Below are 15661 nucleotides of genomic sequence, written 5' to 3'. Positions count from 1 at the left end.
ACCACTTTTTCTTAAAACTCGAAAAAAATCATCCCTATCTTATCACAAAGTGTTTTTTGGCACAAACACCCAAAGTGTAAATTCATATGTATAGCTGTCAGGCCTCATGGTGATAATAATAGCAACAGCATCGATTGATGTTGTTGCCAACCGCGGAGAAGACTTACGTTTCCCCATAAGTTCTTCCTCCGGTTTCTCCTCTCCCTTTGCCTTCTCCTTAAATCTTTAAGGAATAGAAGGACCCCGCAGGTTATGCTGCGGGGATTTTTTTAAACAAGGACATTATATTCCTGCTTTATAGTCATATTCTTTTGCTTTGTCCAGCTTGGACTCAAATTCCATTTTTAAGAACGGCTTATAGGATAGGTCCACCTGTTTCACAAAGGAATAAGAACGAACCTTGGCCATGATCTTCTCGGCCTCATCCATATTGCAATAAATCACGACATATTTCAGCCGTTTTGAAACGTAATGAACATTTCCGAATTTCCTGAGCATTTTCGCCTGCTTCAAAGAATGCAGCCACACGATTAATCCTTGACGTCTTATATCCAAATTGTTCACCTACCTGTCGCTATGTACCTTTTCGTTCTATGAAAAAGACGAGACTAAAAAGGGTCTCGTCAGGAAACTTTACAGCCGCAGCTGCCGCCTGATCCGCAGCCTCCGCCGCAAGATGAAAGATTATCAAAATAAGGGTTGCCGGTCGGTACCTTAATATGTTTTGAGACCGCCTGGCCGATTTCTACGCTGACCTCATCAAGTATGCTTTGCAGCTCGGTTTCGGCTTTTTTGAATTCGGCAACTGTATGATGAAGGTCAAGCTCTCGTTTAATATCCCTCATTTTTTTTGAAATCTCTTTATAATCAGGATGATACTTTCCGAAACGCTGTACATCCTCATACTGTTCTTTTATTTTGGCAAACGAAGCGATAATTCGTCCGGCCTCTTCATCTTCACGGAGACGCTTGTAGCACTTTCTGTAATGTTCAGCCGCCTCTGATTGAAGAATCATGTTGGCCAAATCATACGCTTCATTCTGAAGCCGCAACGATTCCATTGTGGCATACATAGACATGCACCTCCAGCTATAGTGTATCACAAAACAGCCGTTTTCAAAATGTCTATGTCGGTTTCGGACTATTTTTTTCCAAAATAAAGCGTTAGGTACATATCGCTCTGACCGCTCAATTCTGAAAATCCTTTAGGCTTAGGTTTATAGGTCGAACAGCCAGCCAGCAGAAAGCATAAAAATAAAATCAGCCAGCATTTCTTCATCTGGATCAACTCCCTTATAGCCCTATCTTTTACGAATTGCGGAGTTTTTATAATCCAAAAAAAGACTCAGGTTCGGCTAATCCTGAGTGCGCATGGCATGGAACATTTGAATCATCATTTGAGCCATCTGAATGCCGTTTGAAAACTGGTTAACACGATGGGGAATCGTTTTTTCATAAAAATTCATCATATCCAGCTCAAAGGCCTGAAGATCATTCGGGCTTCGCGAAAGCTTGCGGTACCAGAGCGGCTGCTCACGGATGAAGCGGCGCCGTTCCTCATTGGCAAATACATATTCCTGCACCTCTTTGCGCATAATAATCCCCTTTGCTAATCTTTTCGGAAAGAAAATGGATGCTGCCCGCCGCCATGGTTTTCATTCTTTTGGCTTCCGCCCGAAAACTGGCTGAGCAAGCTTTGCAGCGAAGAAATAGACTGGCTCATTTTATCGATTTGTTCATTCATCTGGTTGGCGTCCATCCTTCTGACAGCGGTCACCATTTTAGAGATAAAATCGTTTTTGCCGCTCTCTCCAGACGCCTTTTCTTTTGTTTTTTCATTTTCTCTGTACGGATCCCAAATGGCGTCATCTTCCCCCAGCAAAACCCAGTTTTCATAAACTTCCTGCCAGCTCTTTTCCCCTTTTCGAACTTCGGAAATCAGCTTAGGATGCCGTTTAATAAACTGCTTAAACTTATCAATAGATGATTGGGCGTTTTGATTTGCCAACGTCTACACCCCCTCCGAAAACAAGTGCCTAATATAATGTATCCGGCCCGAACCAAATTTGTTCGCCTAATTTGCGCCTTAGGACGCCTGATTTTGTGTGCTGAAACGTTGTCCGTCCGCAAACTTTAGACGGTTTTCTAGGCTGCATTCGGATACCGGAGGTTTTTTGCTGTTTTTGAAATGTATACTGGCTGGCTACGCCCAAGGCTCCGGGCGTTTACAGGCCGGACTGAACCGCTAGATCTCTTCCCTTGCAAGCGGCCGTGTCGAGCAATGAATGCCGCCGCCCATTTTCCTGATTTGAAAAACATCAATCGGAATCGTCTCAATACCGTTTTTCTCCAAAACCTCCAGCATACGAGCCTGATTCATGTCAAAACTTCGCTCTATACGGCGGCACATCAAGTATGGACAGTCAAAACTCAGTCAATCGAGGGTGCTGCATAAAAACAAGCCCGGGTTTTTCCCCCGGGCTTGCCATGCTTTGTCACTATTGCCATTGCTTAATAAAGTTTTGCGTATAATATTTTTCATCCACCCCTACTCCGAGATGGGTATAGTCCGCATGTAACAGCGCTTTTCTATGTCCTTCACTGTTCAGCCAGCCTTCAACGGCAGCAGGTCCGTCAACATAGTTGAGCGCGATATTTTCTCCCGCCTGCTCAAAATTCACTTTTCCTTTTTCAAGACGGTCTTTTAGTGTACCTTCCGTTTCTGAAACATGTGAGAAATAGCGATGTTCTTTCATATCACTGCTGTGTCCGTATGCAACCTTTGAGACGGAGTCATCCCAATTCAGCTGAGAAAGGCCATGCCTTGCGCGGATCACATTGGTCAAATCAAATATCTGCTTTTCATTTGCCTTCTCAATTTCCTTCCAATCCGATTCTGTCAGAGCTTTCGTTTCAATCAGTGTTCCTCTGTATACCACTTCATACGGCCTTTGTTTGATCAACGTTTCCGCATCAAATGCCCTGATGCTCGATAAAGTTCCTTCAAATTTATCCATATACAGCTGAACATAGAGACCATCAGCTTTCACAGTGGGCCTCGTGTTCATGTCTTCCTCTGAAAACTCAAACCGGTATGAATTGCCGTCGTATTTGACATTGACATACGGTGCGATCTGGGTTGTTTTAAAAACGTCTCTCGTAGGCTGTCCAATTTTAAATGGAGATGTGTTGACACCATCGCCTGTGGCGAAAAGCGTCACCGCCTTGTTGTTTAGAATGCCAATTTGCACATACTGTTTTTTCCCTTTATTGTAAACCCACCATTCATAATCATATGCTGAAGGATCGACTCTGTCGGGCTTTCCTAATTTCTTTTCGACTGTTTCAGCCGATTCTCCGATAAACGAAAGCAAACCAGACGAAGGAATGTTTAAAGATTTTTCCTTCTTCGTATCATTGCTGGAGACTTGCGGCTTGTCTTCTTTGACAATTTTTTCGGGATTTGAACCGTATTGAATAAAAAGAGCGTACGATGCCGCGACGATCAGAAGAATCACAAAAGCTCTAAAAACATTTTTCAAATTTTCACCTCCAGCTAATCGGTCAATCTATCCATAAAAACGGTAACCATCACATTCCGCCAAAAACTTAGTCTTTAGTGTCATTTAAACAGAACTGACGTGAATTTTCAATGATAATACAGCCTATTAGAATTTGATATCAAATATGTTTTTAATGAAGAAAATCTCCGGATCTCTCTTCGTTTTCTGAAATAAACGTCAGAGCGTCTCCAGCCTGCTCATTTGATTTTTCATAAGTTGAAACGTCACCAAGCGTGATGATGCCTGTCAATGTTTTTCCATTCATCACCGGAATCCTTCTGATCTGAAAATCTCCCATGAGATCGATTGCTTTCTCAATCGAATCATCTTCATTCAATGTAACAAGCTCTGTCGTCATCACATTTGTCACCTTCTGCGAATTCGGTTTTTTTGCAGCTATTCCGCGCAATACCAAATCCCTGTCCGTCACGATCCCGACCAGTTCTCGATGATCGTCAAGCACAACCGGAATCGCTCCGACATCTCCGTCTTTCATTTTCACGGCTGCCTCGTATACATTATCCAGCACCGTACAATATAAAATATCCTTTGTCATGATATCCTTAACGCTTGTCAACAAAAAGACCTCCCTCTTGTCTTTAGACTTTGTTCATATTGTCGTCAAGCCTCCCATGATTCATACTTTTCATAAAATATTTCGTTTATCGGCTTAAGCCAGGATTGAAAGTTTAACGCTTTCATACTATGATTGTCAGTAAAGGTAATTTTTTAAAAAGGGGGCTTTAAGGGATGAAATTTGAAAAATCCGGTATTGAAGGACTGACCGCTGATCTTAATCGGCTGGACGATATCATGGAAAATGAAGGATTCGTCAGGGCTGGACAATGGGATTATGAACGTGTGACATATGACCGCAAATTTGACATGGTGGAAGGCAGATACTATCTGCGCGTCTTCGGGTATACGATGGAAGGCGACGTTGGAGCAAGACGTGCCGTCATTAAGCTGATGACGCCGCTCTTAGGAAAATATTATTATCCGCATGGGGTGGAGTACGGAGAAGAAGAGCATTTTCCAAAACAATTGCTTCAAACAAGCCAATCTGTTTTAAAAAATATTAAAGAAAAAGTTTCTGCGCTTGAGGTTTAAAAAGATGTACATAAAAAAGGTACAGCCGGTTTTAAGGGCTGTACCTTTTTTTCGTGTCAATGTACTGTTGATGGAGAATACTCATCCAGCTCTTCTTCATCCTTTGCTCTTTCTTTTTTAGCCCAGCTGAAGAAAATAATCGCCAAAAACGTTCCATACACAATTTCCTGGATGATTTTCATCACGATGGCGCCCAACTGCTGGTCTTCAAGAACGGGCATGCTACTGAACATTTCCGGCCCTGTGAGCGACATCCCGCTCAGCATGTCAAGCGGAACACACAGCTTCATCGCTTCCACCCAGGCTGACGGGTCTGAATACGTCGAATATAAGGCGGTATTGCTGAACATAATCAAAGCGCATGCAGGCGTCAGCAATATGCCGTCCGCCATAATGTAGCCCATTTTTAAAAGGCCGTTCATTTGCGGCAGCTCTTCGATTCGATGAATCAGCGGCCACCACATGAAAAAACCGGCAATAAAAATCAAAACCGTGATCACCGCGTGGTAAACGGCATCTGTTTTAACAAAATCAAAGACAAGCGGAATATGGTACATCGAAAATAAACCGTTAAACACAATGATCGCGATCAAAGGCTTTGTGAAAAACCGAAACAGCGGTTTGACAATCGGCCGAAAAATCAATTTCTTCCATAGCCAGGCCGGTACCCCAAGAATGATGAGGGGCGGTACCATCAAGTATAAAATCGCCATCTGTGCCATATGAGCGCTGAACAGGATATGTCCGAGCAAATCAAGAGGACTTCCCTTTGAAACATAGAGAAGGATCATAGCCGACAGAAACAGGCTGATTTCTTTCCTGGAAGCCCGTTCACCTTCAGATCCGAAGCGTTTGATCAGAAAAAAATAAAGGCCGATAATGAAAAGGACAGCCCCTAGGAAATAGGGGCTCCAAAGGGCGCGAAAACCAAATATTTCAAGGCTGCCCATCATGAGCATCCTCCTTTCTGTGCATCGCGTAGAACTACCACCAAATAAGCGTCATAAAAGCCAAAACGGTAACGAATGCGACCAAAACTCCTGAATAGAGGAATAAAGATGGCGCTTCATGCCCCCGCTGACTCATATGCATAAAATAATAAAGCTGAAACGCAACCTGAATGACCGCCAGCAAAAGAATGAACGGTACCGTAAACCAAACTCCGGCGTCTGAAGCGACTGTCAAAAAGGCAACAATGGTCAGGCCGATCATTAAACCGAATGAAATGACCTGATATCTCATGTCCTCCGCATTTTTCTTTCTGCGGTAGATGAGGTCTGTTTTGGGGTTTCCTCTGTTTTCGTTATTCACCATTCTATCCCACCATCCCCATTAAGTATACAACGGTAAAGATAAATACCCAGACAACGTCGATAAAGTGCCAGTAAAGGCTCGCAACAAAATATTTCGGCGTGTTGTACAAGCTCAGGCCGCGTCTCATGTTCCGGATCATTAATGTGAGAATCCAGAGAAGCCCGAAGGTTACGTGGGCTCCGTGCGTGCCGACAAGGGTATAAAAAGCAGAACCGAGAGCAGAGCTTGTAATGGTAAATTCATATTCGTGAACATAATGCGTGAATTCATAGATCTCCAGTGCAAGGAAGCCGGCGCCGAGCAAAACGGTAATTCCAAGCCAAATCTGCATTTTTTTAAAGGCAAAATTCTTCATGTGATACATGGCATATACGCTTGTCAAACTGCTCGTCAACAGGAGCATCGTCGCCACAAATACAAGGCCGATTTCAAACATTTCATTCGTTTTCGGCCCCCCTGCATTCGATTCCTTCAGCGCAAGATAAGTCGCAAAGAGAGACGCGAACAGAACCGTCTCTCCTCCGAGAAATAGCCAAAATCCGATAAACTTATTTTTCCCTTCTAAAGTTGCTTTCTCAGGAGAAGCCGGGAAGGTATCAGCTGTTAATTTCTCTTCTGTATGCATTATGCCTTCACCCCTTTGTCATCGTCATCCATCAGATCTTCTTTATGAATATGATACCCGTGGTCATCAATAACAGACCGAAGGAGCATCGACAGGAACGTGATTCCCAGTCCGATCAGGATGACAGGTAGCCCCCAGGCAAATTCCGTTCGATACATAAAGCCAAATGCCGATACAAAAAGCCCCAAGGACATAAAGAAAGGAAGAATGGAGCCGTTTGGCATGTGAACATCCTGCAAAGGCTCAGCCGCTGTCATCGAACGCTTGCCGGCTCTTTTCTCAATCCATAAAGCATCAAGTCCTCTGACCAGCGGCAGCTGTTTGAAATTGTATTCCGGAGGCGGTGAAGATACGGCCCATTCAAGCGTTCTTCCGTCGCCCCAAGGATCGCTGCCGACTTTCTCCCCTTTTGCGGTCGTCATAATAATGTTGATCAGCAGTATAATGACCGCTGCCGCCATAAACAATGCGCCGATTGAGCTGACCATGTTCGCCATGTCAAATCCCTGGTTCGGCAGAAATGTGAACACGCGCCGCGGCATCCCCCATAATCCAAGCCAATGCTGGATAAAGAATGTCAGGTGGAAGCCGATGAAAAAGAGCACAAATGTAATCTTTCCTAAAGGCTCGCTGAGCATTTTGCCGAACATTTTCGGCCACCAGTAATGAGCGCCTGCCAAGAGGGCAAATACAACTCCGCCTATGATGACGTAATGGAAATGAGCAACGACAAAGTACGTATCATGAAACTGATAGTCCGCGGGTGCCGCAGCAAGCATGACCCCTGTCACCCCGCCCATGACGAAAGACGGAATAAAAGATATCGCATAAAGCATCGGCGTCGTAAACTTGATGCTCCCGCCCCAGGCCGTCAGAAGCCAGTTGAAGATTTTGATTCCCGTCGGAACGGCAATGGCCATTGTCGCCACCGCAAAAATGGCGTTTGCCACAGGTCCGAGCCCTGTCGTAAACATGTGGTGAGCCCACACCATGAATCCTAAAAAGCCGATCAGTACGGTCGCGAACACCATCGAAGAATAGCCAAAAAGCCTTTTCCGGGCAAAAACCGGTATGATTTCTGAAAAGATTCCGAACGCCGGCAAAATGAGAATATAAACTTCAGGGTGGCCGAAAATCCAGAACAGATGCTCCCAGATTACCGTATTTCCGCCTAATTCAGGATTGAAAAAGCTTGTGCCGAACAATCTGTCAAACATCAAGAGCGCGATTCCGACCGTTAAAGGAGGGAAAGCGAACAGTATGAGTGCGGAAGCCACAAACGTCGTCCACGTAAACAGCGGAAGTCTCATATACGTCATTCCGGGGGCTCTCATGTTGATGATCGTCGCCAAAAAGTTGATCCCTGCAATCAGTGTACCGATCCCTGAGATTTGCAGACCGAGCACAAAGAAGTCGATTCCATGCCCCTCTGACTCAAGGGACAGTGAAGCATATGACGTCCAGCCGGCATCAGGCGCCCCTCCCAAAAACCAGCTTAAATTCAGAAAGAGACCGCCGAAAAGGAACAGCCAAAATCCGAGTGAATTCAAGAATGGAAATGCGACATCCCGCGCTCCGATTTGCAGCGGAACTACGGCATTCATCAAGGCAAACAGAAGCGGCATGGCCGCCAGAAAAATCATCGTTGTGCCGTGCATCGTCATGATCTCATTGTAGACCCCCGCGCTGACGATGTCATTCTCAGGTATCATCAGCTGGATCCGGATCATCATCGCTTCTAGTCCTCCGAGCACAAAGAAGAATCCGCCAGCCACTAAATAAAGCACAGCAATCTTTTTATGATCGACAGTTGTTAAATAGTCCCATAATACAGCCCCAAAACCTTGCTTTTTTCTAAGCGTACTCACAATGTAACCTCCCTCATTCTCCCTTTGAAGCGTTAGTCTTCCGTTTTTAACCCCTTAAGATATTCAGTCAATGCATCAAGTTCCCTCTCATTTAAATCAGGGTATGTTCCGGTCATCTTATTGCCCGGTTTAATGCTTTCAGGATCCTTGAGCCATGCCTTTAGGTTCTCATCATTAAACTCCTTGACACCGGCAATTTTTGACCTTTCTCCAAAGGTCGCGAGATTCGGCGCCGTTCTGGCGGCCTCTGCCCTTTGATCTTTTGAATCGGTCGCATGACAGCTTAGGCAGTTCTTCTCTTTGAAGACTTTTTCTCCTTCAACAGCAAGGTCTGTTTTCGGCTTCGCATCATAGTTTTCCATCTTGTTCATCCACTTATTGAACTGATCCTTAGAAACCGCTTTAACTTTAAAATCCATTAAAGCGTGGGATGGCCCGCAAAGTTCAGCACACTTGCCGTAAAAATATTCACCCGCGTCTTTGGCCCGTTTTGAATCGAACGTCAAGAAGAATTTGTTTTCGTTGTCTGTATTCGTGTCAACTTTTCCGCCGGCTGAAGGCACCCAGAATGAATGCTTGACATCCGAGGCTTTCAGTTTAAAATAAACGCGTTCATCTGTCGGCACAACCAGTTCCTGGCTTGTTACAACGCCGTAATCAGGATACTCGAATTCCCACCAGTACAGGTTTGCCCTGACATTGACGACCAGCGCTTTCTCAGGGTCTCTGTTTTTCTTATCCATCGGCTTTGTATCCGCCAAATCAAATGTCTGTGCGACAACAGGTACGACAAGGACAAGAAGAAGAAGAATCGGAATAACAGTCCATAAGATTTCTAAATTGCGGTTTCCTTCTACCTGTTTCGGCATGTGGTCATCACCGAGCTTAGACCTTCTGTATTTCACGATGACAAACACAAATATGAAGCTCACCACTACAACGACGACCACCATGATCAGCGTGCTGAGAACCATTAAGAAATATTGCTTATCAGCCACTTCTCCCGCAGGCTTCAGCGTTGATAAAAACGGTTCTCCGCACCCTGTTAAAACGAGCGCCAAAATAGTGAACAGCGAAATCAGACGCCATTTTTTTAACATTTCATCCCAACCCCTTTTCAATCAATCCTTTTGGAACTTTCACTACTTAAGCTTTTATAGGACACCCCATTCATCCACCTGACTCCCTACCCTAAATTAAAGCACTTACATTTCCTCTTTTCTTAAATAATGAGGTTTTTTACTCAAAATACCATCTATGTATGAACGTAAAGCCGCCTATAAACATAATCGAAAAATCGATAAGGCGGCTTTTACATGATTGTTGTCTGCTTGAAGTGTTAAGTGATAGCCTTCAATGTGATGAATTATAGAGTTCTATCCAATTTTAAAAAGTGTAAATACGACCATGGCCACGAAGAAAATGGTCAAGTAATTTAATGAATATACAAACATGAGCGTTGCCCACTTCATGACATTTTTACTTCTGAAGCCGATAAGGCCGCAAATGAGCCAACCGATATTTAATACTGTGCCCAAAATCACGATCGGCAAGCCAAGTCCGCCAAGGAAAAACGGCAGCGGCATTAAGCAGGCAATCCAAATGATAATTTGTCTTTTCGTCACTTCAAAACCATGTATAACGGGCAGCATCGGGATGTTTGCGGCTCTGTAGTCCTCCGTTTTCTTAATCGCAAGCGCGAGAAAGTGAGGGATCTGCCAAATAAACATAATTAAAAACAGCACCCATGCCTCCACACCGATGGAGCCTTGGACAGCGGTCCACCCGATCAGAGGAGGAACAGCTCCCGATATGCTTCCGATAATCGTATTGATGGTATAGCGGCGCTTTGACCACATCGTATAAAGAAAAACATACGTAAAGACGCCGACAAACCCTACGACAGCAGCAGTCACCGTGGTCATAAGCAGCATGATAAAACCGAGTGCAATCAGCAAAATGCCAAACCACAGCGCCTGTGAAGGCTGGATTTTGCCAGTCACAGTCGGCCTTGTTTTCGTCCGCTGCATAAGCTGGTCAATATCGCGGTCATAATAGTTGTTGATGACGCATGACCCTGCGATAATCAGCGATGATCCAGCTAAAGTGAACAGCACGATATCCAGGTTTCCTAAAAAGCTCAGATTAGATAAATAAAAAGCGAGCCACATACCCGTAAAAGTTGTTATCAGGTTTGAGTAAACAATCCCGACTTTGATAAGGGCGAGGAAATCCTTCCATGCTGTCGTTTCTTCTATTTGTCCATTCATTGCTGTATCAGCTGTAATTCTGGATTCAGCCATAATATTAACCCCCCTTACTCAAACCTTCATCACGTCAAGAGAAGCGGTATATTCATAAAAAACCTACAACTCTATCATACAAGATTACCGGTTGGAAAAAAACAGCCTATTAAATATTAATCGACAAACCGGTTTATATTTGTGAATTTTTTATGACTTCCATTACAGATGAAGGAAAAATTGTGAACAAGGGCGAAAAACCACCGTCATTCAAATATAGTTCTATCAAACGAAACCAGAATAATCAAGTCTTCAAATCCAAGAAAAATGTGAACTCCTTCTATTGCATTTTTGTGAACAATCAGGATTATGAATTGCACCAGAACATCAATTCGCTTAAACTTGAAGGTGGATTATCATTTTTTTAGTCAGTTTGCATTAAAAGGAGAATTGAGTTTATATGAATAAAGCATTAAAAGGCTTGGGAATTATCACAACCATTGCCATGCTCTTCGTGCTGATTGGCGGAGCGCTCGTCACGAAGACAGGCTCGGGAATGGGCTGCGGCAGATCATGGCCGCTCTGCAATGGAAGCATATTCCCGGCTTTAACGTTGGAATCGATCATTGAATGGAGCCATAGGTTTGTCAGCGGAACTTCCGGGATTCTCGTGCTCGCCCTCGCCATTTGGTCCTGGAAAAAAATCGGCCATATTAGAGAAACAAAATTTCTCGCCATTATGTCGGTAATCTTTCTCATTCTTCAGGCCCTTTTGGGAGCCGCAGCCGTTGTGTTCGGGTCATCAGATTTAATCATGGCGCTGCATTTTGGTATTTCGCTTATTTCCTTCGCTTCAGTTCTGCTTCTGACGCTCCTGCTCTTTGAAGCTGACAGCCGGGAAAAAGCTGAAGCTTTTTATATAGGAAAAACCATGCAGTTTCATATAATAGGAACCATTATATACACATATATCGTTGTTTATACAGGTGCCTATGTCCGGCATACGACCTCAAGCCTTGCCTGCCTCGATTTTCCGATGTGCAGCACGGCAAACGGCTGGCTGCCGACGAAGTTTCATGAATGGGTGCAGATGGGCCACAGAGCAGCCGCGTTCCTTCTTTTCGCCTGGATTATCATAGCTGTGATTCATGCTGCAAAACATTATAAAAACCAAAAACGGATTTATTGGGGCTGGATCATATCCCTGATTCTAATCATTCTTCAGGCAGCGTCAGGAGTGATGGTTGTCCTGAGCCGCCTGGACCTGGGATTCGCCCTTGCCCACGCATTCTTTATTTCTTGTTTGTTCGGGATTCTCTGCTACTTCCTGCTGCTGGTTGTCCGCTACCGCCGTCAAGCCAAAACACAAAAATAAACGCCAAAAGCCCCTGTATGGAAACAGGGGCTTTTTTTTATGCTAGAGAAAAGGCCGCCGACTAAAGCCGGCGGCACAGTTACTTAGATTTTTTTCATTTCAAGGAGAAGATCACCGGTTTGAATGGCTTCTCCGTTGGCAACATGAATGTTCTCAATCGTTCCTGAAAACGGAGCCTGGACAGTCGTTTCCATTTTCATCGCTTCGTTGATCATCAAATGATCGCCTTTATTGACTTTATCGCCTTTTCCAATGAGAAGCTTAATCACCGTTCCCGGCATGGAAGCCGCGATATGGTTCGGGTTTGAACGGTCTGCTTTGACTTTTTGGTGAACAGACGATTTAATGCTCTCATCTTTAATGACCACTTCACGAGGCTGTCCATTCAGTTCAAAATAGACGATTCTGGTCGCATCAGGACGAGGTTCTCCGATTGAGACCAGTTTAACGATCAGCGTTTTTCCTCTTTCAATCTCGACTTCAATCTCTTCACCGAGCGTCATGCCGTAGAAAAAGGTCGGTGTATCCAGTACGGAAATATCCCCGTACAGCTCTGCCGTTTTGACATACTCTGTAAACACTTTTGGATATAACGCATATGCGACAGCATCCTGATCCGTAAGCTCAGCATCATGCTTTTCTAAAAATTCAGCTTTCAAGTCAGCAAAAGAAACCGGTTCAAGCAGTTCTCCAGGACGGACGGCAATCGGCTCCTGCCCTTTCAAAATCAGCTTTTGCAGCTTCTCGGGGAACCCGCCGTGAGGCTGTCCGAGATAACCTTTAAAAAGCTCGACGACTGAATCAGGGAAATCAAGGGATTCTCCTCTTTCAAAGATGTCTTTTTCAGTCAGCTTATTTTGCACCATGTAAAGCGCCATATCCCCTACCACTTTGGATGACGGCGTAACCTTTACAATATCTCCAAACAGATGGTTGACCCGGCTGTACATCTCTTTCACTTCATTCCAGCGGTCGCCGAGACCGACTCCTTTCGCCTGCTGCTGAAGATTGCTGTATTGGCCACCAGGCATTTCATGCTTGTAAATTTCGGTATGAGGCGCGTTCATTCCGCTCTCAAACTCACTGTAGTATTTTCTGGCGGATTCCCAATATTGAGACAAAGATTCAACTGCATCAACATTCAGCCGCGGACGGCGTTTATCCCCTTCAAGAGCATGATAAAGCGAGCTTGCACTTGGCTGGGAAGTTAACCCCGCCATTGAACTTACCGCCACATCGACGATATCAACACCCGCTTCAATCGCCTTGGCATACATGTAAATGCCATTGCCGCTCGTATCATGTGTGTGCAGATGGATCGGTATATCGATCGACTCTTTCAATGCGGACACCAGCTCATAAGCTGCCTGAGGCCGTAACAGACCTGCCATATCCTTAATGCCGAGAATGTGGGCTCCAGCCGCTTCAAGCTCCTTGGCCATCGAAGTATAGTACTCAAGATTATATTTCGTTCTGTTCGGATCAAGAATGTCGCCGGTATAACAGATCGCTGCTTCGGCGAGTTTTCCTGTGTCACGGACCGCATCAATCGCAAGCGTCATGCCTTTAACCCAGTTCAGGCTGTCAAAAATACGGAACACATCGATTCCGGCTTCCGCCGATTCACTGACGAACTTTTTAATCAGGTTGTCAGGGTAGTTTTTATAGCCGACGGCATTTGACGACCTCAAAAGCATTTGGAACATCGTGTTCGGAATCTCTTTTCGCATTTCTTCAAGCCTTTTCCAAGGGTCCTCTTTTAAGAAACGGTATGCTACATCAAAGGTAGCCCCGCCCCACATTTCAAGGCTGAACAGTTCAGGCCAGACCGCCGCTGTCGGGTTGGCAATTTTCTTTAGGTCATGCGTGCGGATTCTTGTCGCGAGCAATGACTGATGGGCATCGCGGAACGTCGTATCGGTGAGAAGGACTTCTTGCTGGTCTTTCACCCACTTGACGAGTCCCTCTGCCCCCCGTTCATCAAGGATCTGTTTCGTACCGTCGGCAAGCGGCTGATCCACATTTGTTTTGATGATCTGCGGCTTGTCAAATTCCGGCTTCTTCTTCTTGTCGATTCCAGGGAATCCGTTCACCGTTACATTGCCGATATACGTCAGCATTTTTGTGCCGCGGTCTCTTTGTTTTGGAAACACAAAGAGCTCAGGCGTTGAATCAATAAAAGAAGTATCGTATTGTCCGGTCAGGAATTTTTCGTGCTTGGCGACATTTTCAAGGAAAGGAATGTTGGTTTTGATTCCTCTGACCCGGAACTCCTGAAGGTTTCGGACCATTTTGGCGGCCGCCTGTTCGAACGTCAGGGCCCATGTTGAAAGCTTCACGAGCAGAGAGTCATAATAAGGCGTAATCACGGCCCCCTGAAAACTGTTTCCCGTATCAAGGCGAACCCCGAATCCTCCTCCTGAGCGGTATGCCATAATCTTTCCTGTGTCAGGCATAAAGTTGTTTGACGGGTCCTCAGTTGTCACCCTTGACTGAATCGCGTATCCGTGCAGGGTAATGGCGTCTTGATTCGGAATGCTGACTTCAGCGCTTTTCAGGCTGAGTCCGCCGGCAATCATAATCTGCGTCTGAACGATATCGACGCCTGTCACCATTTCTGTAATGGTGTGCTCAACCTGAACGCGCGGATTGACTTCAATAAAGAAAAACTCATCGTTTGCGACTAAGAATTCGACTGTGCCCGCATTGACATAGTTGACGTTTTTCGCAAGTGCAACGGCTGCGTCGCAAATGTTTTCCCTGAGTGAATCGGAGAGGGAAACGCTCGGCGCCACTTCGATGACCTTTTGATGACGCCTTTGCACAGAACAGTCCCGATCATAAAGGTGCACCACATTTCCTTCTTTGTCTCCGATCACTTGAACTTCTATATGCTTCGGCTTTTCAATCAGCTTTTCCACATAGACTTCATCATTTCCAAAAGCGGCTTTCGCTTCTGATTTTGCACGGTCATAAGATTCCTGGAGCTCAGACTCTTCTCTGACAATCCGCATGCCCCGGCCTCCGCCGCCAAGAGACGCTTTAATAATAAACGGATAGCCGTACTCTTTCGCAAAGCGCTTTACATCCCCTATATCGGCCACAGGCCCGTCGCTTCCCGGGATCACAGGGATTCCAGCTTTTTCAGCCTGTTCACGGGCTTTGACTTTGTCTCCGAACATATCCAAATGTTCTGAGGTCGGTCCTATAAAGATGATCCCTTCCTCTTCACATCGCTTGGCAAATTGGATGTTTTCAGATAGAAAGCCGTATCCGGGATGGATGGCGTCCACATGGTTGCGCTTGGCAATCTCAATGATCCCTTCAATATCGAGGTAAGCATCGATCGGCTTTTTCCCTTCGCCAACCAAATATGCTTCATCCGCTTTGTATCTGTGATATGATCCGCTGTCTTCTTTAGAATAGATGGCTACCGTACGGATATTCAGTTCTGTACAAGCGCGAAAAACGCGAATTGCGATTTCCCCTCTGTTTGCAACAAGAACTTTTTGTATAGACTGTTGTGACATGTCGTTCCCCCTCATCCGCTGTTTTAAGTATGT

Annotated in this window: 17 protein-coding genes; 2 read left to right on the top strand and 15 right to left on the bottom strand. The window is 45.1% G+C overall.

The features are described 5' to 3' along the window. Nucleotides 1-42: 42 nt before the first annotated feature. From RBH91_RS09000 to RBH91_RS08965, 8 genes are all read right to left on the bottom strand, one after another. Nucleotides 43-177, bottom strand: a complete 135-nt coding sequence (locus RBH91_RS09000) for a hypothetical protein (RefSeq protein ID WP_263315903.1) — start codon at nucleotides 175-177, stop codon at nucleotides 43-45. A gap of 105 nt (nucleotides 178-282) precedes the next feature. Continuing rightward, the gene (locus RBH91_RS08995; RefSeq protein ID WP_076760407.1) at nucleotides 283-555 is read right to left on the bottom strand and encodes a YlbG family protein; all 273 of its coding nucleotides are present in this window, start codon (nucleotides 553-555) and stop codon (nucleotides 283-285) included. A 68-nt stretch (nucleotides 556-623) separates the two neighbouring features. Next, nucleotides 624-1073 carry a regulatory iron-sulfur-containing complex subunit RicF gene (locus RBH91_RS08990; protein WP_076760406.1) on the bottom strand — a complete coding sequence of 150 codons (450 nt, stop codon included), beginning with the start codon at nucleotides 1071-1073 and terminating at the stop codon, nucleotides 624-626. 282 nt (nucleotides 1074-1355) lie between these two features. After that, nucleotides 1356-1595, bottom strand: a complete 240-nt coding sequence (locus tag RBH91_RS08985; RefSeq protein ID WP_076760405.1) for a YlbE-like family protein — start codon at nucleotides 1593-1595, stop codon at nucleotides 1356-1358. 14 nt (nucleotides 1596-1609) lie between these two features. Next, nucleotides 1610-2008, bottom strand: coding sequence for a YlbD family protein (gene ylbD, locus RBH91_RS08980; protein WP_307894268.1), 399 nt, complete (start codon nucleotides 2006-2008; stop codon nucleotides 1610-1612). Between the two features lie 237 nt (nucleotides 2009-2245). Further along, the gene (locus tag RBH91_RS08975) at nucleotides 2246-2380 is read right to left on the bottom strand and encodes a hypothetical protein (RefSeq protein ID WP_307894266.1); all 135 of its coding nucleotides are present in this window, start codon (nucleotides 2378-2380) and stop codon (nucleotides 2246-2248) included. Nucleotides 2381-2498: 118 nt separating this feature from the next. Then, the gene (locus RBH91_RS08970; RefSeq protein WP_307894265.1) at nucleotides 2499-3542 is read right to left on the bottom strand and encodes a CAP domain-containing protein; all 1044 of its coding nucleotides are present in this window, start codon (nucleotides 3540-3542) and stop codon (nucleotides 2499-2501) included. A gap of 151 nt (nucleotides 3543-3693) precedes the next feature. Continuing rightward, complete coding sequence (locus RBH91_RS08965; RefSeq protein ID WP_076760402.1) at nucleotides 3694-4140, bottom strand: CBS domain-containing protein; 447 nt, start codon at nucleotides 4138-4140, stop codon at nucleotides 3694-3696. Between the two features lie 173 nt (nucleotides 4141-4313). Here RBH91_RS08965 and RBH91_RS08960 point away from each other — a divergent pair, with 173 nt between their 5' ends. Continuing rightward, nucleotides 4314-4673: a YugN family protein gene (locus RBH91_RS08960; protein ID WP_076760401.1), complete on the top strand. Its 360-nt coding sequence runs from the start codon at nucleotides 4314-4316 to the stop codon at nucleotides 4671-4673. A 56-nt stretch (nucleotides 4674-4729) separates the two neighbouring features. Here the strand turns inward: RBH91_RS08960 and ctaG are convergent, their stop codons facing one another. The 6 genes from ctaG to cyoE all read right to left on the bottom strand — a co-directional run bounded on the left by ctaG (nucleotide 4730) and on the right by cyoE (nucleotide 10783). Continuing rightward, nucleotides 4730-5623, bottom strand: a complete 894-nt coding sequence (gene ctaG, locus RBH91_RS08955) for a cytochrome c oxidase assembly factor CtaG (protein WP_307894263.1) — start codon at nucleotides 5621-5623, stop codon at nucleotides 4730-4732. Between the two features lie 34 nt (nucleotides 5624-5657). Beyond that, nucleotides 5658-5987 carry a cytochrome c oxidase subunit IVB gene (gene ctaF, locus RBH91_RS08950; RefSeq protein ID WP_076760399.1) on the bottom strand — a complete coding sequence of 110 codons (330 nt, stop codon included), beginning with the start codon at nucleotides 5985-5987 and terminating at the stop codon, nucleotides 5658-5660. A 1-nt stretch (nucleotide 5988) separates the two neighbouring features. Then, entirely contained in the window at nucleotides 5989-6612 is a 624-nt protein-coding gene (gene ctaE, locus RBH91_RS08945; protein ID WP_307894262.1) for a cytochrome c oxidase subunit III, read from the bottom strand. Continuing rightward, nucleotides 6612-8480 carry a cytochrome c oxidase subunit I gene (gene ctaD / locus RBH91_RS08940; protein ID WP_083696856.1) on the bottom strand — a complete coding sequence of 623 codons (1869 nt, stop codon included), beginning with the start codon at nucleotides 8478-8480 and terminating at the stop codon, nucleotides 6612-6614. The genes ctaE and ctaD overlap by 1 nt, the downstream gene beginning before the upstream one ends. A 32-nt stretch (nucleotides 8481-8512) precedes the next feature. Next, on the bottom strand, nucleotides 8513-9580 hold the full coding sequence (gene coxB, locus RBH91_RS08935; RefSeq protein ID WP_076760396.1) for a cytochrome c oxidase subunit II: 1068 nt from the start codon (nucleotides 9578-9580) through the stop codon (nucleotides 8513-8515). Nucleotides 9581-9856: 276 nt separating this feature from the next. Further along, nucleotides 9857-10783, bottom strand: coding sequence for a heme o synthase (gene cyoE / locus RBH91_RS08930; RefSeq protein ID WP_076760395.1), 927 nt, complete (start codon nucleotides 10781-10783; stop codon nucleotides 9857-9859). Nucleotides 10784-11183: 400 nt separating this feature from the next. On the opposite strand from cyoE, the gene RBH91_RS08925 reads away from it, so the two are divergent. Continuing rightward, nucleotides 11184-12098, top strand: a complete 915-nt coding sequence (locus RBH91_RS08925) for a COX15/CtaA family protein (RefSeq protein WP_307894261.1) — start codon at nucleotides 11184-11186, stop codon at nucleotides 12096-12098. Nucleotides 12099-12181: 83 nt separating this feature from the next. Here the strand turns inward: RBH91_RS08925 and pyc are convergent, their stop codons facing one another. Then, nucleotides 12182-15628 (bottom strand): pyruvate carboxylase, encoded by a 3447-nt coding sequence (pyc, locus tag RBH91_RS08920; protein WP_307894260.1) that lies wholly within the window; start codon nucleotides 15626-15628, stop codon nucleotides 12182-12184. Between the last annotated feature and the right edge of the window lie 33 nt (nucleotides 15629-15661).

The sequence above is a fragment of the Bacillus swezeyi genome (genome assembly GCF_030908325.1).
Taxonomy (GTDB): Bacteria; Bacillota; Bacilli; order Bacillales; family Bacillaceae; genus Bacillus; species Bacillus swezeyi.
This window is presented reverse-complemented; position numbering and strand designations above follow the sequence as displayed.